15 protein-coding genes are annotated in these 19,538 nt (G+C 57.9%); 2 read left to right on the top strand and 13 right to left on the bottom strand.

Going from position 1 to position 19,538, the window contains the following annotated elements:
• Positions 1 to 296: 296 nt before the first annotated feature.
• Positions 297 to 902, bottom strand: coding sequence for a TetR/AcrR family transcriptional regulator (locus ABJD00_RS09930; protein WP_348410175.1), 606 nt, complete (start codon positions 900 to 902; stop codon positions 297 to 299).
• A gap of 428 nt (positions 903 to 1,330) precedes the next feature.
• A complete protein-coding gene (locus ABJD00_RS09925; RefSeq protein WP_348410176.1) occupies positions 1,331 to 3,070 on the bottom strand; it encodes an adenylate/guanylate cyclase domain-containing protein in 1,740 nt (579 codons plus the stop codon).
• A 252-nt stretch (positions 3,071 to 3,322) separates the two neighbouring features.
• Between ABJD00_RS09925 and ABJD00_RS09920 the strand changes: the two genes are divergently transcribed.
• The gene (locus tag ABJD00_RS09920; protein WP_348410178.1) at positions 3,323 to 4,498 is read left to right on the top strand and encodes an NAD(P)/FAD-dependent oxidoreductase; all 1,176 of its coding nucleotides are present in this window, start codon (positions 3,323 to 3,325) and stop codon (positions 4,496 to 4,498) included.
• A gap of 70 nt (positions 4,499 to 4,568) precedes the next feature.
• Here the strand turns inward: ABJD00_RS09920 and murD are convergent, their stop codons facing one another.
• The 10 genes from murD to ABJD00_RS09870 all read right to left on the bottom strand — a co-directional run bounded on the left by murD (position 4,569) and on the right by ABJD00_RS09870 (position 16,015).
• Positions 4,569 to 5,963, bottom strand: a complete 1,395-nt coding sequence (murD, locus tag ABJD00_RS09915) for a UDP-N-acetylmuramoyl-L-alanine--D-glutamate ligase (protein WP_348410180.1) — start codon at positions 5,961 to 5,963, stop codon at positions 4,569 to 4,571.
• A 314-nt stretch (positions 5,964 to 6,277) separates the two neighbouring features.
• Positions 6,278 to 7,360: a phospho-N-acetylmuramoyl-pentapeptide-transferase gene (gene mraY, locus ABJD00_RS09910; protein WP_348410182.1), complete on the bottom strand. Its 1,083-nt coding sequence runs from the start codon at positions 7,358 to 7,360 to the stop codon at positions 6,278 to 6,280.
• Positions 7,361 to 7,372: 12 nt separating this feature from the next.
• A complete protein-coding gene (locus ABJD00_RS09905) occupies positions 7,373 to 8,821 on the bottom strand; it encodes a UDP-N-acetylmuramoyl-tripeptide--D-alanyl-D-alanine ligase (protein ID WP_348410183.1) in 1,449 nt (482 codons plus the stop codon).
• Entirely contained in the window at positions 8,818 to 10,293 is a 1,476-nt protein-coding gene (locus ABJD00_RS09900) for a UDP-N-acetylmuramoyl-L-alanyl-D-glutamate--2,6-diaminopimelate ligase (RefSeq protein ID WP_348410185.1), read from the bottom strand. Before ABJD00_RS09900 ends, ABJD00_RS09905 begins: the two co-directional genes overlap by 4 nt.
• Positions 10,294 to 10,326: 33 nt before the next feature.
• Positions 10,327 to 12,114 carry a penicillin-binding protein 2 gene (locus ABJD00_RS09895; RefSeq protein ID WP_348410187.1) on the bottom strand — a complete coding sequence of 596 codons (1,788 nt, stop codon included), beginning with the start codon at positions 12,112 to 12,114 and terminating at the stop codon, positions 10,327 to 10,329.
• On the bottom strand, positions 12,111 to 12,467 hold the full coding sequence (locus ABJD00_RS09890) for a cell division protein FtsL (protein ID WP_348410192.1): 357 nt from the start codon (positions 12,465 to 12,467) through the stop codon (positions 12,111 to 12,113). The genes ABJD00_RS09895 and ABJD00_RS09890 overlap by 4 nt, the downstream gene beginning before the upstream one ends.
• A complete protein-coding gene (gene rsmH / locus ABJD00_RS09885) occupies positions 12,467 to 13,429 on the bottom strand; it encodes a 16S rRNA (cytosine(1402)-N(4))-methyltransferase RsmH (protein WP_348410188.1) in 963 nt (320 codons plus the stop codon). The genes ABJD00_RS09890 and rsmH overlap by 1 nt, the downstream gene beginning before the upstream one ends.
• Before the next feature lie 28 nt (positions 13,430 to 13,457).
• A complete protein-coding gene (gene mraZ, locus ABJD00_RS09880) occupies positions 13,458 to 13,949 on the bottom strand; it encodes a division/cell wall cluster transcriptional repressor MraZ (RefSeq protein ID WP_108837471.1) in 492 nt (163 codons plus the stop codon).
• Positions 13,950 to 14,603: 654 nt separating this feature from the next.
• Positions 14,604 to 14,939, bottom strand: coding sequence for a gamma-glutamylcyclotransferase (locus ABJD00_RS09875; protein WP_348410163.1), 336 nt, complete (start codon positions 14,937 to 14,939; stop codon positions 14,604 to 14,606).
• Between the two features lie 2 nt (positions 14,940 to 14,941).
• Positions 14,942 to 16,015 (bottom strand): Mrp/NBP35 family ATP-binding protein, encoded by a 1,074-nt coding sequence (locus ABJD00_RS09870; protein ID WP_348410161.1) that lies wholly within the window; start codon positions 16,013 to 16,015, stop codon positions 14,942 to 14,944.
• A gap of 225 nt (positions 16,016 to 16,240) precedes the next feature.
• Between ABJD00_RS09870 and ABJD00_RS09865 the strand changes: the two genes are divergently transcribed.
• The gene (locus tag ABJD00_RS09865) at positions 16,241 to 16,474 is read left to right on the top strand and encodes a DUF1127 domain-containing protein (RefSeq protein WP_348410160.1); all 234 of its coding nucleotides are present in this window, start codon (positions 16,241 to 16,243) and stop codon (positions 16,472 to 16,474) included.
• Between the two features lie 477 nt (positions 16,475 to 16,951).
• On the opposite strand, the gene ABJD00_RS09860 is transcribed toward ABJD00_RS09865, so the two are convergent.
• Positions 16,952 to 19,375, bottom strand: coding sequence for an ATP-dependent helicase (locus tag ABJD00_RS09860; protein WP_348410159.1), 2,424 nt, complete (start codon positions 19,373 to 19,375; stop codon positions 16,952 to 16,954).
• Positions 19,376 to 19,538: the final 163 nt, after the last annotated feature.

Raw genomic sequence — 19,538 nt, 5'->3', positions numbered from 1 at the left:
GGGAAAGGATCAAACGAAAGACGCTCGAAGCGCGCCGCTTGCAACACAGACAACGCGCCGCATAATCAAACCAACAAGATGAGCCAAACTCTCTCTTAGTTTAGGTCGCCATTGGTTCCAAAAACTCTGACGACCGACAGGCACTTCTTGCGCCCAAGAGGGGGACAGGCCCATTGCTCCAATTATGGCTGCAAAGCAGGCGACACCTGCAAGCCCGTTACTGAGTTTCATAGATCTTTCTCCCCTAGGTTTAGATAGTAGTGAGCTGTTGTTCGAAAGCTGACCGCTCAAGAACTTCACGCGCTCCCATTGCTTTTGTCTCCGACAACGAGTTGGGCATCGAACGGGTAAAGCGTGGCCAGCCAAATACATGTGATGGCAGATAAAACTTCCTCTTTCTCAGCTTTTGGATGCGCACCAAACGCATTGATCAAAATGCCCGCATCCATTCGGTTCAAAGCACGTGCAACTGGAAGAGGATCAAACTCCGGAGTGACACCAATGGCTTGATCCTGCTCAATGCGTGCTGAAACCACCTCGTCAAATGAACTCAGGAAGGTTTCCCAGACGTGTTCCAATCTTGAGTCTCTTGGCGCGGCATTCGAGACCGCTCTTAGAATCGTCCCATGTTCATATCCAACGTCGACAAGCGCCCTCAGACTCTTTTGTAAACCTGATACCCCGTCACTCTCATTGGACAACCAGGCTTGAGCCCCTTCGACAATACCCCCCTTAACTTCGTCTAAGAGTGTTTCCAAAAGTCCATGTAGGTCATTGAAATAGAGGTAGAACGTCGGGCGGCTGTACTCGGTTGCTGCCATAAGAATGCCAACCGTCAAATCGCGAAAAGGCCGGGTCTCCAAAAACGCGCTTCCCGCATCAAGGATCGTCGACCGGGTCAATGCGGCCTTGCTCGGTAGCATGTGGCGCGACGATGGCCGTGTTCTAGGAACGGGTTTGGCGTCTTTTGACATGGTGTCAGTAAATATGACAACGCGTCAGAAGTTCAGAAACCCTGAGGTTCTTAGTATAGACTCATCGCGTTTAGGGATATGGTTTTCGAGCAACGTCAATGTCACACAACTGAGAAGCACGGCATTGGGGTCGCGAATGACAGGTCCAGATTTCGGTCGATTTTGCTGGCTTCAATAACCGCTCAAGGGAATTTGCGGTGCATTGTTGCCGCGGTAGGTTTCGTGACTTGGCCGCCCAACAGATGCCAATATCGCTGCATCTGCGTCAGTCTGTTTAGTCCGCTTGCCGGTCGTTCGCTCCCATCACATTGATTGGCTGCGAAGGGCTGCTTGACATCGTTTCGTAGGTCCAGTGCCTAGTCTGCCAAGCCAGCAGATCGCAAACCCGCGGCTATTTTCTCCCAGTCACTTTCGTTTCGCCACATGCGACTGAACCCAGTTGTCAACGAACTGATGCTTTCCCTTTCGACCGGCTTGCTACGGCTTAAAAGCTCCCGCTTTCTGTGGTCGACAAAGGAAACCAAAGATCCTTCCGCCTCTTTATTGCGTCCCGCCTGCGCGTAGGCCGCAGTAAGAACAGCGTCTGCGAGTGAATTGAGGCGCGCCTCTCCAAGTAATTTTCCAATGGCTTCATCGTAGTGGCCCATGAAAAAACAGACCTGCCCCAATATCCAATCCAAGGCCGGTGGGTGCAGTGGATCCAGTCGCAATGCCTCCTGGACGACGTCCAGCGACTTTTCATGCTGACCCAGCAGCAAAAACCCATAGCCGCACCACGCCATGGATTCTGCTTCGTTCACGATCAGAGACAGTGTTTTCTGGAACTGGTTGTCCGCCTGATCCCAAAGGCCGGCACACAAATAAGCATATCCCAGTTGGTCCTGAATATAAGGGTCTGTATTGTCCAATGCAGCACCTTGGCGCGCTATGTCCAAGGCGTAGGTCGCTGCTTTTTCATCGGCTAACCCAAGCCACATGTCGACGACGTAGGTGTCAGCCAGATACATGTAAACTCTGGCATAGTTCGGGTCCAACTCCAGGGCTTTTTCGAAATAGGACTTGGCCTTGGCATTGTCTTTCGCGTTCAGGCCATCGCGCAGCGCCTTTCCTTTGAGTAAAAGTTCATAGGCCTTCATGTTACCTGTCGGTTTGTGTCCGATGCGGTCAGCCACATCATGTTGCACACGTCCGGGCAACACCGCGATAATGCTCTGTGTCACTTCATCCTGAAGTTCAAACAAATCCTCAAGGTCGCGGTCAAAGCGTTCTGCCCAGATATGTTTGCCAGTCTCTGCCGCAATCAGTTGCACAGAGATGCGAACGCGGTTTCCGGCACGTCTGACGCTGCCCTCAACCAGATATTCGACACCCAGCTTGTCCGCGATGTCTCGCTCGGTCAGATCCGTATCCCTGAAGCGAAAAGAAGAGTTGCGCGCCACAACAAACAGCGTCCGGAAACGCGAAAGGCCTGTTATGATATCCTCAGCCATCCCGTCGCTGAAAAATTGCTGCTCTGCGTCTCCGCTCATATTGGCAAATGGCAAGACAGCGATCGAGGGCTTTTCCCGGCCCGATGGGTTTGGGGCCGACTGCCCCACTTTTTCGGCGGGCCAGTGAAAAACGCGCACAGGGCGCAAGATGTTCTTGAGGTTTTGTTCACCACCATCCGCAAATTTGGATTTGACGTCGTTGCCAAGGCTCTCAAACACAAGAGACGAGATACAAAGCCCACCCACGTTTGCGCAGCCCTCTAGCCGCGCAGCAAGATTGACTCCGTTGCCATAAACATCGTCGCCATCCACGATGACGTCGCCAAGATGGATTCCGATGCGTAATTGAAGGTCAGATACCCCATCTTCAACTGCAGTCAGAACATCAATCGCGCACTGGACCGCGTCCACCACGGAGGGAAACTCCACCAATGCACCGTCGCCCATCAGTTTGACGAGGCGTCCACGGTACTGATCCACTTTGGGAAAAAACAGTGTGTTGCGATGGGCTTGGAGGGATTGCAACGTGCCGTTTTCATCTTCGGCCATCATGGAGGAATAGGAAACAACATCGGCGGCAAGTATGGCAGCGAGTTTCCGTTCCAATTAAACACCTCCGGTCGTCGTCCACTATTCAACAGGGGCCGGATTTCCTCAAAGGTTTTCTACAACTGATGGGCTCATTGTTTTGAAGATTGACCGCGCGCAACAGTCCCAGAGCCCAGAAATCGTACTTTGGCTGCAATCCGCATCTTCTCACCTTTCTACTTCAGGGTCCCCTTTTCATCCGACCGATGTTGAGATCGCAACCGTGCCCCAACTCTTGACCAAAACAGCGCATTCCTGCACGGGGGCGTCATGGATTACGACACGCTTGTTATCGGGGCCGGTGCGGCGGGCATGATGTGCGCCGCCCATGCGGGAGGGCGCGTGCTGGTCGTCGATCATGCCCGCGCGCCGGGGGAAAAGATCCGGATTTCCGGCGGTGGTCGGTGCAACTTCACAAACATGTACTGCACGCCCGAGGCATTTATCAGCGAAAACCCACATTTCGTGAAATCGGCACTGGCGCGTTACACGCAATGGGATTTCATCGCGCTGGTCGATCAGCATGGCATCGCGTGGCACGAAAAGACTCTCGGGCAACTGTTCTGCGGCGTATCAGCCAAAGACATTGTCGCAATGCTGCGGACCTGCATGCAGGACGCAGGGGTCGATCTGCATTTGCAGACCGAGGTCAGCCACTTCGCAAAGTCCCCAGACGGGTTCAAGGCAACGTTGGTGCGTGATGGAAGGACTCAATACGTCACCGTCAAGCGAGCTGTGATCGCCACGGGCGGCAAATCTATTCCCAAAATGGGGGCTACGGGCTTTGCTTACGATATCGCGCGTCAATTTGGGCACCGAGTGACCCAGACCGAAGCTGCCCTTGTCCCATTCACTTTCCCCGACCGCCGCTTTGCCGCCATCTCAGGCGTCGCATGCCCTGCCCGAGTAAAGGCCGATGGCCCTGCCTTCGACGAAGCGCTGCTCTTTACTCATCGTGGCCTCTCTGGCCCCGCGATCCTGCAAGCATCGAACTACTGGCACGCTGGCACTCCGATCACCGTAAATCTCTGCCCTGAAACGGACATGGCAAAGGTACTCAAAGACAAACGAAACACGGACGGCAAGAAAGCCATCACTACCGAACTCGCCCGCCACCTCCCTGCCCGGCTGGTTGAACATCTCAGCACAGAACATGACCTCAAGGGGCGTCTAGGTGACCTTTCTGACGCCCGCATCGAACAGATCACGGACAGTCTCAGTGCGTGGAGCCTGATCCCCGGTGGCACCGAAGGGTACCGCACCGCCGAAGTCACGCGCGGGGGCATCGACACCGCCACTCTCGACTCCAAAACAATGGAGTCGAAAACCACGCCCGGCCTTTATTTCATTGGCGAAGCGGTGGATGTGACCGGCTGGTTGGGGGGGTACAATTTCCAGTGGGCGTGGTCTTCGGCCATGGCGGCGGCACGCGCACTCCGCCAGTGAAATCAGTCTTGGCGGGATCCGAAACTGGCAAATAAAACATGGTGTGCGCCCGCAAGGGCGCTCTTTCAGGTCACAGCCGTTTGTCCACCTCGGCAATGAAGTCCTCTCCACGGCGTTCAAAGCTATCATACTGATCAAAACTCGCCGCCGCAGGGGCCAACAGTACCACGTCGCCTGGTTCGGCGTCCGCTATTGCCGCTTCCACAGCGGCTGCCATTGTCCCACAGATCTGCGCGTCGACTTCAAGCTGCATTGCAAATTGCGCGGCCTCGCGACCGATCACATAAGCGCGGCGCACGGACTGGGCCGCGCCGGCAAGCCCATCCAAACCACCGTCTTTTTGCAAACCACCACAAATCCAACGCACATTCGAGAACGCGGCCAGCGCTTTGGCTGCACTGTCCACATTGGTCGCCTTACTGTCGTTCACGAAACGCACACCATTTGCCTCTGCAATGGTCTGACTGCGATGAGGCAGCCCGGCAAAACTACGAAAACCAGCCTCGATCACCTTTGGCGCGATGCCCAGGGACCGCACGGCGGCATAGGCCGCGCAGGCATTCTGATGATTGTGTGCACCAGGCAAGCCGGCGATATCGCGCAGATCAATAGATGCCACCTGCCGCCCCTTGCGCACTTCGGACAGGAACCCCTTTTTGACAAACACGTTCCAGCCGGGGCCACTCAGCTTCGTCCCGGCCGACACACGGATCACACGATCGTCCGCCGCCCCCTCGCTCAACTGGCCCGCCAGATATCGCCCTTCAGGCTCATCGACACCAATGACTGCCCGGTCCGGGCCTCCCTCGGCAAAGAGCCGTCGTTTGGCTGCAAAATATCCCCCCATGCCCGCATGTCGATCCAGATGATCCGGGGTCAGGTTGGTGAACACAGCAACATCCGGCGTCAGCGCACGCGCAAGGTCGGTTTGATAACTTGATAGCTCCAGCACAATCACCTCGCCATCATGTGGCGGGTCAATGTCGAGGACACCACGGCCAATATTCCCGGCCAGCTGACTGGGACGGTGGGCAGTCTCCATGATATGATGGATCAGTGCCGAAGTGGTCGATTTTCCGTTCGACCCCGTAACGGCGATCACCCGCGGTGCGGTGTCGAAATTGTTCCAGTCGGGTGTGGCGAAGGATTGAAAAAACAGCCCGATATCATTGTCGACGGGGACTCCCGCTGCCAGTGCGGCCGCCACCACCGGATTGGGCGTAGGGTAGAGATGCGGGATGCCGGGTGACACAATCAATCGCGCCACATCGTCAAACGCGCCCTGCTTTTTGAGATCCACACAAGTGAAGCCCTCCGCAATGGCTCGCTCGCGCGCCTGCTCATTGTCATCCCAACAAAGTGGTGTGGCACCGCCCGCTTCTAGAGCACGCGCGGCAGACAGCCCCGAGCGACCCAGCCCAAGCACGGCAACGCGCTTGCTCGAAAGTCCCCGCACCGGAATCATGACAATGCGCCCGCTGCGATTGGCGGCGCCATAAGCCTGCCCCTCGCACTCGCCGCAGCATTTTCAGCCAAAAGAAGACACAGTCTTGGCTTTGGTTGCTGCCTTTTAGCTCGCCCCATGGCACTCTCCATTATCTGGCAACGAGAGGTCGCACGAAGCCCACCGCCCCGCAAGAGGGTGCGCCGACTGACGGCTGTTTCACAATTACTACTTTGCCGTCCGGGAAGACGGTTATACCCAGCCGGAGCCCTATAAAGCCTCGGTACGCGCATGAAGTTTACCCGGCCGAAGCATGCCTCAGGGTGGGACATCACCTATCGGACCTTGAGGGTCGCCAGCCCGATCATCGCCAAAATCAGCGCGATGATCCAGAACCGGATTACGATCTGAGGCTCCGCCCACCCCTTCTTTTCGTAGTGATGGTGGATTGGGGCCATGAGAAAAACCCGTTTGCCCGTTTTCTTGAAATAGAGGACCTGGATCATCACCGAAAGCGCCTCGACCACGAAAATCCCGCCCACGATGGCAAAGACGATTTCATGTTTCGAGGCGACCGCGATGGCACCCAGCCCGCCACCCAAAGCAAGCGAGCCTGTGTCACCCATAAAGACCGCAGCAGGAGGAGCGTTATACCACAAAAAACCCAGACCGCCGCCGATGATCCCCATAGTAAAGATCAGCAACTCGCCCGTACCGGGCACGTAGTGAAGACCCAGATCCTCGGTGAAATCGACCCGCCCCACAAAGTAGGCGATGACGCCCAAAGTTGCCGCGGCGATCATCACCGGCATAATCGCCAATCCGTCGAGCCCGTCCGTGAGGTTCACCGCATTCGCAGAGCCGACAATCACAATGACCGAAAAGGGGATGAACAAAAGCCCGAGGTTGATCAGCACATCCTTGAACACCGGCACGGCCAATTGGTTTTGCAGCCCCTCTGGATGCGCCACGGCCGCAAAATAAGCTGCAATGGCCGCAATCAAAAACCCAAGTAAAAGCCGGACACGGCCCGGCACCCCAGCCGTGTTTTGTTTCGATACTTTTGCATAGTCGTCCGCAAATCCGATCAATCCAAAAGCCAGCGTAACCCCCAAGACGATCCACACAAACGGATTGTCCAACCGCGCCCAAAGGAGCGTGGATGTCACAAGGGCCCCCACGATCAGCAGCCCTCCCATCGTCGGCGTACCTGCCTTGACGAAATGCCCCTCGGGGCCGTCATCGCGGATCGGTTGGCCCTTGCCTTGGGTTTTGCGGAGCACCGCAATCAGAGGTCTGCCGAACATGAAACCAAAGACCAGCGCGGTCATGAACGCACCACCAGCCCGGAAGGTGATGTAGCGGAACAGGTTGAAAAAGTCCCCGCCATCCGACAGTGCTGTCAACCAATAGAGCATGTTCGCCTCGCCTTACACATTATCTTGTGGGTCTGCGCCCGTGTTTCCGGGATGGCCCATTTTGCGGATCGCGTCAACGATCACGGCCAATTTCATGCTGAGGGAACCCTTAACAAGAACGACGTCGCCGCTGTCGAGACGGCGTGCAACCTGTGCTTCCATGTCTTGAGAGGATTCTGTCCACAGGCCCTGCTTCGAGAGTGGAAGTGCGTCATGCAGATGTTTCATCAGGGGACCGACGCAGTGGACGGTGTCAATCGCCTCTATCGCATCGAGATCAGCAAGTGCTGCGTGCAGTCCAGGCCCGGTTGGGCCCAATTCTTTCATGTCTCCGACAAAGGCGATCCGCCTGCCCTTTCTAACTCTGCCAATCTCATTGGTGACTTCTGCCGCTGCCAAAACGCCAAGCGCCGCCTCCATCGAAGTAGGATTGGCGTTATAGCTGTCGTCGATCAACTCGAGCGTCATGTGGGTATCAACGGCATCGAGCGTGATAACTTCGCGCGCGCCCCGACCCTGATACGGGGACCAGCGGCCCAGCGATTGTGCCGCCAGCGCAAGATCCGCGCCAAGCGCTTCTGCCGCCGCAAGCGCACTGAGACCGTTCATGGCAAAGTGCTTCCCGACCGCCCCAATCTTGAAAAGCAATGGTGCCTCGTGGGCCGTCGCCTGCACCACCGTTACCTCGCGCCCCAGATCGACAGATTTCAGAACGAAATCAAAACCGTGTTCGCCAAAGCCAATGTCGCGCCGCTTCATGTCATGAGCCTTGGATTGCAGGATTGCGGCGGTCGAACAGTCATTGTTCAGGATCGCCGTTCCCCCGTATTCGAGCCCTTCAATGATCGATGCCTTTTCCAGCGCGATGCCTTCGATGTTTTCAAACGCCTCAAGGTGGGCTGCGGCAACAGTCGTGATCATTGCGACGTGGGGCCGGGCCAGCTTTGCAAGGGGCGCAATCTCGCCGGGATGGTTCATCCCGATTTCAATCACCGCGTATTCCGTATCTGCGGGCATCCGAGCAAGCGTCAGCGGCACACCCCAGTGGTTGTTATAGCTGGCCACCGACGCATGAGTGCGCCCTTGATCGCTGAGCATCGCGCGCAGCATTTCCTTGGTCGAGGTTTTGCCAACCGACCCAGTGATTGCGACCACACGGGCCTCGGTACGTGCGCGGGCCGCGGCGCCAAGCGCCTCCAGACCGTGCAGTACATCCGTGACAATCAGCAGGGGCGCGTCAGAGGCCACACCTTCCGGCACATGAGTGACAAGAGCGGCAGCGGCCCCTTTTTCCAGCGCCTGCGCCACAAAATCATGCCCGTCCCGTGCCGCTTGCAGGGCAACGAACAGATCGCCCGGTTGCAGCGAGCGGGTATCGATGGACACCCCTGTGGCGGCCCAATCTGTTGTGGCTTGCCCGCCCGTTGCAGCAGCGGCGTCGCTCGCGGTCCATAGCGTCACGTTAGTCTTCCTTCCAAGGCGGCCACAGCCACGCTGGCCTGTTCGGCATCATCAAAGGGCAGGATGTCATCGCCCACAATTTGTCCTGTCTCGTGTCCCTTGCCCGCGATCAGCAAAGCATCCCCGGGACCAAGAGCGTCAACCGCGCGCAGGATTGCTTCGGCCCGGTCACCGACTTCGTGGGCTTCGGGGCACCCCTCCATCACCGCAGCGCGGATGGTCGCGGGGTCTTCTGAACGCGGGTTGTCATCTGTCACAAACACGACGTCGGCGTTTAGTGCCGCCGCCTGCCCCATCAACGGGCGTTTGCCTGCATCCCTGTCACCGCCTGCCCCAATGACTGCGATCAACCGCCCCATCACATGGGGGCGCATTGCGGACAGCGCAGTGGCAACAGCATCCGGCGTGTGGGCGTAATCCACAAAAACGGCTGCTCCGTTTTCGCGCGTGGCGGCAAGCTGCATACGCCCCCGAACGGTGCCAAGATGCGGCAAGGTTTCAAATACATGGGCAGGCTCAGCGCCACAGGCGATGACAAGGCCACATGCCAGCATCACGTTGTCCGCCTGAAAACCACCGATCAGAGGCAAGCGAGCTGTGTAGGCTTTGCCAGCATAGTCAAAGCGGACATCCTGCCCGGTACTGTCAAAGCGCTGCGCAGACAGGTGCAGATCTCCCCCATCACGCCCTACACTCAGAACCTCTTGGCCCCGGGCACGCGCAATCGCGGCCATATCCACACCGCGCGGGTCGTCCATGTTGATCACGGCGGTGCCGTCTTCCGGCAAGACTCGCGCAAACAGGCCAGCCTTTGCATCAAAATACGCCTCGAACGTGTGGTGGTAGTCGAGATGGTCCTGGGTAAAATTCGTGAACCCTGCTGCGGTCAGTGTCACACCGTCCAGACGGCGTTGATCAAGCCCGTGCGAAGAAGCCTCCATCGCGGCATGTGTGATGCCATTGGCGCGGGCCTCAGCCAGAACACGGTGCAGCGTGATGGGTTCGGGCGTGGTGTGGGCCAGAGGGGCGGTCCATGCCCCTTCCACCCCGGTTGTGCCAAGGTTGACGGCGGCAAGCTCCAACTCGATCCAGATTTGGCGCACGAACGTGGCAACCGAGGTTTTGCCGTTAGTCCCGGTGACAGCGACAATCGTGTCTGGCTGCCCGCCAAACCAAAGGGCCGCGGTGCGCGACAGGGTGGCGCGGGGATCGTCTGCCAACACAACTGCGATACCATCCAGATGGTCGGCAGCAATCTCGGCCCCTGCACGGTCGGTCAAAACGGCGACTGCGCCCATGCGTACGGCATATTGAATGAACTCCGCTCCGTGCACGTGGCTGCCCGGCATCGCAGCAAACAGAGTGCCCGCCTTTGTCTCACGGCTGTCTACGGCCAGTCCAGAGATATCCGGATTCGCCCCGCCAAGCGCGGTCAGGCCCAGCGATGAAAGTGGTCTTGCCTGCGCGCCCATGGTTCGGCCTTTGGCTCGGATGCCGGAGGCACCTCAGTTACTGCTTGTGAGCGTTATATCAGTCAGAGAGCCGGGTTCAACGCCCGGTCGCAGACCCAAAAGTGGTGCAATGCGCCCAATCATCTCGGCGGCGACGGGCACCGCCGTCCAACCGGCGGTGCGACGCGGTTTGTCACCACTTGTCTCGACCGGTTCGTCCAGCGTGACGATCAACACGTATTTAGGATCATGGGCAGGAAAAATGGTGGCAAAGGTCGCGATGACCTTGTCGTCATAGTACCCACCCTTTGGCTTTGGCTTGTCTGCCGTGCCTGTCTTGCCGCCCACAGCGTAGCCCGGCACCTCGCCCATGCTCGCGGTTCCAGAGGTCACCACCGCGCGTAACATGTCGCGTGCGGCCTTGGCAGAAGGCGCACTCATGACACGTCTGCCTAGGCGGGGGCCGTTCTGTTTCAGGATCGTCGGAGCAACGATGTAGCCTCCATTGGCGATGGACGCGTATCCAGCGGCCAAGTGCATCGGGGAAGTGGATAGCCCGTGACCATAACTCACTGTCACCGCACTCAGATCGGTCCAGCGTTTGGGCAACAGCGGCTTGCCTGTGCGCGCCTCGACAATCTCGAACGGGGTTGCCTCAAAGAATCCAAGCGATTTCAGGAACTCTTGCTGCCGTTTGACCCCGATGTCCAAAGCCATGCGCCCGGTGCCTCGGTTGGAAGATTTGACAATGATGTCGGACACGGTGAGCTTGCCGTAGTTCTTGTTACGAAATTCACCGATGGGGAAGCCGCCCACACGCATCGGCCCCTTCGTGTCGATGATGGTGTTTGAGGATACGAGGCCTAGATCGACGGCTTGGGCCGCGGTGAATATCTTGAAGGTTGAACCAAGCTCATAGACCCCCTGCACTGAGCGGTTGAACAATGGGCTGTCGGACTGGTCGCCAGTGGTCGCCGGACGGGGACGATTGTTGGGGTCAAAATCCGGCAAAGAGACAACTGAAATCACCTCACCTGTGTGCACATCCATCAAAATCGATGTCGCACCCTTGGCGTTCATGATCTTCATGCCGCCATAAAGAACGCGTTCGGCTGCGGCCTGCACGGTCAGGTCTAGGGACAGCTCCAGGGGGCGTTGGCCGTTGGCCGGATCGCGCAGGTAGTCGTCAAAGTACTTTTCGACGCCCGCCACACCGATCACCTCGGCCGCATGCACCCCTTCTTTGCCAAAGGATGCTCCGCCCATCACATGGGCCGCGAGCGAGCCATTGGGATAAAGGCGCATCTCGCGCGGGCCAAAAAGCAGGCCGGGATCACCGATCTCATGCACGGCCTGCATCTGCTCAGGGCTGATTTTCTTGCGTATCCACAGGAACTTGCGCTTGCCGGTGAAATCCTTGGCCAGTTTCTCTTCTTCCAGATCAGGGAAGATGGCAGCCAGTTCTTTTGCGGCGCGTATCGGGTCGATCATATGCGGTGGCTGGGCATAAAGCGCATGGGTTTCAAAATTTGTGGCCAGCAGCCTGCCCTTGCGGTCGACGATGTCGGCACGTGCGGCAGAGATGGCAGCCCCTTGGGCACTCGCGCGCGGTTCAACCGGTTCGGATGTCGCCATCATTCCCATGCGAAATCCGACAACCATAAAGGCGCAGAAAAAGAACACGCCCAGCACTAACAGACGCCCCTCAGCGCGTTGACGGGCAGTGTCGCGCATCTCTTCGTGTCGCGCGGCTCGGTTTTCGCGCTCGATCTCATCAGGGCTTTGCCCGGCGGCGCGGGCGGGCAGGATACGGGCAAGCGGGCGCAGAGGTGTGCGGGTCATTCTGAAACCTCCGCGACAGGCAGGATGCCGGACACCTCAATGCTATTTGTGATGTCCAGAAGTGGCGGTGCGGGATAGGCCACCTCGTCTACGCGTCCGAACTGGTCGGGGCGGAAAGGCAACAAACCAAGGCGATCAAAGTTGATGTCCGCCAGATCGCGCAAACGATCGGGGCGATTGAGATAGGCCCATTCTGCCTTGAGCACGGCCAAACGGGCATGGGCAGCACGAATGTCGCGGTGTAGCTGATCTGTCTGGGCCAGCGAATCCTGCGTGGCGTAGTTTTCGCGGTAGGCCCAAAAGGCCAGCCCGATAACCGCTAGCGTTGTCAGCACATAAAGGACACTTCGCATCATATCCCCCCTTTGATCTGCGGCATACTAATGGATTTGGCGTCGATGACCCCGGCAGGTGCGTCAGTGCGGATGCCCACGCGCAACTTGGCCGAGCGGCTGCGTGGGTTTGCAGCCAGTTCAGTTGCATCCGGGCCAATGGCCTTGCGGCTTTTAACGGTGAACTGGGCCGCCTCTTGCACTGTTTCAGGCGCATAGCGGTTGGCATTGGCACTGCGTCCGCCGCGCGCTGTGAGAAACCGTTTAACCATACGGTCCTCGACCGAATGGAAGGTAACTACAGCCAGTTTACCGCCGGGTTTCAAGGCGCGTTCGGCCGCCATAAGGCCCTGATAGAGCTCGTCATATTCATTGTTTACGGCAATGCGCAGCGCCTGAAAGCTGCGTGTGGCGGGGTGCGACTGTCCCGGCTTGGGACGCGGCAGGCACTTTTCGACGATACCAGCGAGCTCCAACGTCGTAGTGATGGGGCGGGCCGTGATTATTGCGCGCGCGATGCGGCGACTGGCGCGTTCTTCGCCGTAATGAAAAAGGATGTCGGCCAGCACGCCCTCGTCCGCTTGGTTCACGATATCGGCGGCTGTGGGTCCATCCTGGCTCATCCGCATGTCGAGTGGGCCGTCCTTCTGAAAGGAAAAACCCCGCGCAGCTTGATCAAGTTGCATGGAACTGACACCCAGATCCAGCACAACGCCATCAAGGCCGGAACCATACTCATCTAGTTTTGAAAACACACCGGGCTGCATACGAAGTCGCGATCCATAGCCCGCGGCCCAATCAGAGGCCATTTCGAAGGCCAACGGGTCGCGATCAACCGCGATGACCGTATCGGCACCGCCATCCAAAAGCGCCCGGGTATAGCCGCCCGCTCCGAACGTACCATCCAACCACGTCCCTTCGATCGGCGCGCAATGTGCCAAGATCGCATCGATCAGAACTGGTATATGTGGCCGCCCGGTCATCTCTTATGCGCTCACGAAGACCGACATGTTATGCGAGATCCCCGTCCAAATAGACCGACGGATCGACATCCGGGTCATATCCGTCGTCATCAAGGGCTGCGATGCTGGCATCGTAAGCCTCGGGCTTCCAAATCTCGAAGGTATCTCCGGAAGACACAAAACGGGCCATGCCATCCAGACCAATCTTGTCCCGCAGCTTGGCGGGCAAGACGATGCGGCCCGTCTCATCGACAACCGTTTCGATGGATTGTGCGCTATAGAGGCGCTCCATAGCCTTACGTTTGGCCGAACCACGCGGATGGAGAGAGATTTTGTCATCCACCTCATCCATGGCCTCGACAGTGAACCCTTCGAGGTAGGTGCGGGTGTCGCCCCCATAGACAATGATGATGCGTGGCGGCAGACCTTCGGTCCAGTCGGGATCAGCGGCTTCGATTACACGACGAAACGAGGCCGGGATAGACACCCGCCCCTTTGCGTCCACCTTGTGGTCGCTTTCGCCTCTGAATCTTCGTGCCACCTGTCGGCCCGTCCCTTTTTCTTTTGCGCCCCCGCGCTCAAATCGTTCCCCAGTGTCTTGAAATGGAAACGGCGGGTTGATCTGCTGCCACTGATCAACCCGCCGCCCTCGTCCCGTCTTGCGGGATGTCCAGCTGCGCGCGCCACCTGGGGGGATGTCTGCTCGCTCGCGCGCCGGATCTCTTGGTCTGATGAAAGCGAGGTGCCTGTATGAAACCTGCTAGAGTTTTTTGTTTGCTTGGGGTCGTTTGGTGCCCCGGGCTCGTTCTCATCTGATGCAATAGGGATGCCATGGGAATTGATGGGAAACAATAATTTTTTTGTGGCCAATGAACCCTATACCTTGTGAACAGAGGTATTGAAAAACAACATGTAGTGGGGAAATGTCACCGCAATGGCGCCCATCATGTGATCACCAGCATCATGCACACAACATATAGTGTCGCACTGGCTGGATCGCTTTTAGCCCATAAAATCCCAAAAAAATGACATTTCCAGACAGCCGAGCGCAATGTTCTATTTACGTTCTCGCCGCAAAAGAGGAAATTACTCGCAAATCTGGAAATATTGATTCGAATCGAGCAGCAATTGAGGCCAATTCCCACGCTTTCCCAATCGGGGGGCCATACAATCCCATGATCCGGTCCGTTCTGCGTTAATAAGCCAATACGTATATATAGGCAGGTACTGGTCCAGTCTCTGTATCTACCGAAATCTCAACACGCGCATATCCCGGCCCCTCGAACGCATCCAGACGCGCCCAGTGATCAGGCAGGTCCGTGGAATGGAACAGGTTCACTTCAACGGCACCGCCCTCCGGATCAAGGATCAAACCGGGATATCCCATTTGCGCGCCCCACCCCGCTTCTTTCAAGTGCCCGCGTACAATGCCAAGCGAACAGTGTCCCTTTAACTCCTCCAGCTGATGGGCGTTTGCTCGTCCCGGCGCCAAAGTGCCGTAGGTGGCCAGACAAGTCGCGGGACCGGCCACGCTCAGGCCATCCCGCCCTTGATCAAACCCTCGGCGATGCGCGCATAGGCCTGCGCCATTGGTCCGTCACCGGCCGCCACGGGTGTGCCGCCGTCACCGGCAAGGCGCGTTTCAAGGTCAATGGGCAAGGCCCCCAGCAAAGGCACTCCCATTTTGTCCGCTTCCGCCGCAACGCCGCCCTGCCCAAAGATCTGGTGCTCGGACCCGCAATCCGGGCAGACAAACATCGACATGTTTTCGATCAGTCCCAGCACAGGCGTCTTGAGCGTGGCAAACATATCCAGCGCCTTGCGAGCATCGATCAGCGCCACGTCCTGCGGCGTACTCACCACGATAGCCCCACTCAATTCCGATTTCGTACACAGCGTCAGTTGCACATCACCCGTCCCCGGCGGCAGATCGACGATTAGGACATCCAGTTCGCCCCACTCTACCTGCCCCAGCATCTGCTGGAGCGCGCCCATCAGCATCGGTCCGCGCCAGACAACGGCTTTGCCCTCTTCCATCATGAAACCGATGGACATGAGGGTCACACCATGGGCGTGCAGCGGGATGATCGTTTTTCCGTCCGGAGAAGCGGGGCGTTTGTTCACACCCATCATCCGGGGCTGGGAGGGGCCATATATATCAGCATCCAGCAGGCCGACCTTGCGCCCTGCCCGCACCAAGGCAACAGCCAGGTTGGACGATACAGTTGACTTACCAACGCCGCCCTTTCCGGATCCGATGGCCAGAATGCGCTGCACACCCGCAGGCTTGGTCGGGCTCTCTTGTGGTTTTGGATGGCCTCCGACCTTGAGGCTGGGCGGAGCGGACGGTTTGGGGGCCGGGCCGTGGGCGGTCAGGGCTACACGCACCTTCTCAACGCCCGGCAGGTTCTTCACGGTCGCCTCGGCAGCGGCGCGCACGGATTCCATGCGCGCAGCGAGTTCAGGACTGGGCGCTTCAATGATGAATTGCACCTCATCACTCTGCACCTGAACCGCTCGAATCAAATCGCGGCTCACCAGATCGCCGCCATCCGGCATTTCGATCCGGCGCAAGGCGGACAGGATGTCATCTTTGGTAATCGCCATGGTGCATTTCTCCGCTGGGTCGCCGCATTAACTGGCAGAATTCGGGGCAAGAGCAAAGGGGGCGCGTTCAAACGGTACAAAGCGCCAAATGGCTGTGCGCTTTGCAAGATTTTTAACCACTTACCCTATGCAATTGCTGCATAGCAGCATTGAGAAGGCGGCTATTGTGCAACTGCAGCATTGGCTTATGTTTGGGCTAACGAAACGAGCAAAGGGCAATAAAACATGGCCTATTACAACGAAGTATCACAACGCAGCGATCTGGTCGAACGGACCTATGCGACGCTGGCAGACTATTTTCACACCGCGGCAGCACGTCACGCGACGCGCCGCATCTACAGAACAACGTTCCACGAACTGAGCGTTCTGAGCAATCGCGATCTGGCGGATCTGGGCATACATCGCTCAGAAATCAAACGCCTCGCATGGGAAGCCGCTGAGAAGGCAAAAGCCAACTGAGCGCAACGGATCAGGTGTCCCTCTCCTCCTCCCTGGGACATCTGAGATTAGCGGCGGCTCCCATCCTCCTCCCGGGGGTCGCCGCGCCCTTTATTTAGCATCTCAAGGGGTGCATCGACGAAAAAAGCACATACATGTGCATCAAGATACACTGCGAATGGTCGTCCTCCTCCCTGACCTGAGTGGTGTTGTCAGAGCGGCGGCCCCTACCTCCTCCCAGGGGTCGCCGCACTAAAAATTCCGCGCCTGAAAAGGTGCAGCGCGACACATCATGGGTTCGGCCTTCCTCCTCCCTGACCGGACACGTGATGATGCAGAAACGGCGGCCCTTCCTCCCGAGGGCCGCCGTTTTTCATATCGGGATTGCGGATGTGGTCGACTGGTCTCGCCCTAAGGATCGACGGTGCAACTATCGGCTTTTCTTTGCAGAAAAACGATCCTTGCCACCCTTTGCGATCACATGTGTGATTGAAGCGCTCAAAATGGAATGTCGTCGCAGCCCGAGATAAACCGCGAGACAACCTTCTTCACGCCAGCCTTCTCAAAGTCGATCTCGAGTTTGTCCCCTTCAATCCCGACAACAGCCCCATAGCCGAACTTCTGGTGAAACACGCGCTCGCCCATGGTGAAACTCGAAACCGCGGACAGATCGATCACCGTGTTGCGACTCTCTTTGGGCTGCGAAATGGGACGCGAGTTCGCGCGGGCCTGCAGGCGCTTCCATCCGGGCGAGTTATATACATTTGCCTCTGCCGCCGCTTGATGCAGATTGGATTCCATCGTGGGTGCGGCCGCCCCGTACCCGCCGCCATAAAGCCCCGGCGGGGTCAGGACATCCACATGCTCCTCGGGCAACTCATCGATAAAACGAGAAGGCAGCGAGGACTGCCATTGCCCAAACACTCGGCGATTGGCGGCAAAGGAAATCGTACAAACCTCTTCGGCCCGCGTAATACCGACATAGGCCAGACGGCGTTCTTCTTCTAATCCCTTGATTCCGCTCTCATCCATACTGCGCTGAGAGGGGAACAGACCGTCTTCCCAACCGGGAAGAAACACCATGGGAAATTCCAGCCCCTTGGCCGCGTGCAGGGTCATGATCGACACTTTGGCGCCCGCGTCGTCCTGTTCGTTGTCCATGATCAGCGACACGTGCTCGAGAAACCCTTGCAGATTTTCAAAGCCTTCCAACGCTTTGACCAGTTCCTTGAGGTTCTCCAGTCGCCCAGGTGCTTCGGGTGTCTTGTCGTTCTGCCAATGGGCCGTGTAGCCGCTTTCATCCAGAATCACCTCGGCCAGTTCCACATGGCTGATCGGAGGCGGTCCGTATTCCGTGCGCAAAGGCGCAAGCCCCTCGTCGATTACAGAGTCATCCTCGACAACTTCGATCCGTGGCCCCCGCAATTTGCTGTTCCACCGCGCGATCCCATCAACAAGGCTGCGCAGTTCGTTGCCGCCCTTGCCCTTGATCAATCCCTGATCAACCGCCAACCGCGCACCCTCAACCAGTGACACGCCGTTTGCGCGCGCAGCCACCTGAATGGTCTGTTGTGCCTTGTCACCAAGCCCCCGCTTAGGCGTGTTCACAATCCGCTCAAAGGCCAGATCATCCTCAGGGCTGACCACAACGCGGAAATAGGCCATCGCGTCCCGGATTTCGAGGCGCTCATAGAACCGCGGCCCACCGATGACACGATAGGGCAATCCAATGGTCAAAAACCGATCTTCAAAAGCGCGCATCTGGTGGCTGGCACGCACAAGAATCGCCATGTTATCAGGGTTCACCGGGTCCATTCCGCGCGTGCCACGTTGGCTCGCCTCGATCTCATCGCCGATCCAGCGGGCCTCTTCTTCGCCATCCCAATGGCCGATCAGACGAACCTTTTCTCCGTCGTCCTTGTCGGTCCACAGCGTCTTGCCCAGCCGATCCTCATTGCCCGCAATCACACCCGACGCTGCCCCCAGAATATGCGGGGTCGAGCGGTAGTTCTGCTCAAGACGCACCACATGCGCACCGGGAAAGTCCTTTTCAAACCGCAGGATGTTGCCCACTTCGGCCCCGCGCCAGCCATAAATCGATTGGTCGTCATCCCCGACGCAACAGATGTTCTTGTGCCCTTGAGCGAGCAAGCGCAACCACAGGTATTGAGCGACGTTGGTATCCTGATACTCATCCACGAGGATGTAAGCGAACCAGCCTTGATACTGCGCCAGAACGTCAGGGTGATCCTGAAAGATGGTGACCATGTGCAACAGCAAGTCGCCGAAATCGCAGGCGTTCAGCTCTTTCAAGCGCGCCTGATACTGGGCATAAAGTTCGACGCCCTTGTGGTTATACGCCCCGCCGTCCGACGCAGGCACCTTATCCGGCGTCAGCGCCTTGTTCTTCCACCCATCAATGATGTTCGCCAGTTGCCGCGCTGGCCACCTCTTGTCGTCAATGTTGGCCGCTCGGATCAGCTGTTTCATCAGGCGGATCTGATCGTCCGTGTCTAGAATAGTGAAGTTCGACTTCAGCCCGGCCAACTCCGCATGACGACGCAGCAGCTTTACACAGATCGAATGGAATGTGCCCAGCCACGGCACACCCTCGATTTGGCCACCAAGCATAGAACCAACACGGTTTTTCATCTCGCGTGCGGCCTTGTTGGTGAAGGTCACGGCGAGAATTTCGTTGGGTCGCGCGCGCCCTGTGTTCAGCAAATGCACGATACGCGCGGTCAGCGCCCGCGTTTTGCCTGTTCCGGCCCCGGCCAGCATCAGCACAGGTCCGTCAACCTTTTCCACCGCCTCACGTTGAGCGGGGTTCAACCCATCAAGATAAGGTTGAGGGCGCGCAGCCATGGCGCGCGCGGACAGGGATGCGCCTTCGAAGGCGTCGAATTCGTCATAGCTGCTCATGGGCCACAATCTAGCTTGCTCCTGAAAAAAGGGAAAGCCGCATGTTCACTCGATGTTCCCCTACTCTGATTTCAAAAAATCCCGGGGGAGCCGCCTGAAAGGCGGCGGGGGCAGAGCCCCCTCAATTCAACGGCTTGCCGCCTCCATGCCAAGTCGACATAGT

This window comes from Tateyamaria sp. (assembly GCF_039945315.1).
Classification (GTDB): Bacteria; Pseudomonadota; Alphaproteobacteria; order Rhodobacterales; family Rhodobacteraceae; genus Tateyamaria.
Note: the sequence above shows the minus strand (reverse complement) of the source record. Positions and strands in the feature narration are given on the sequence as shown.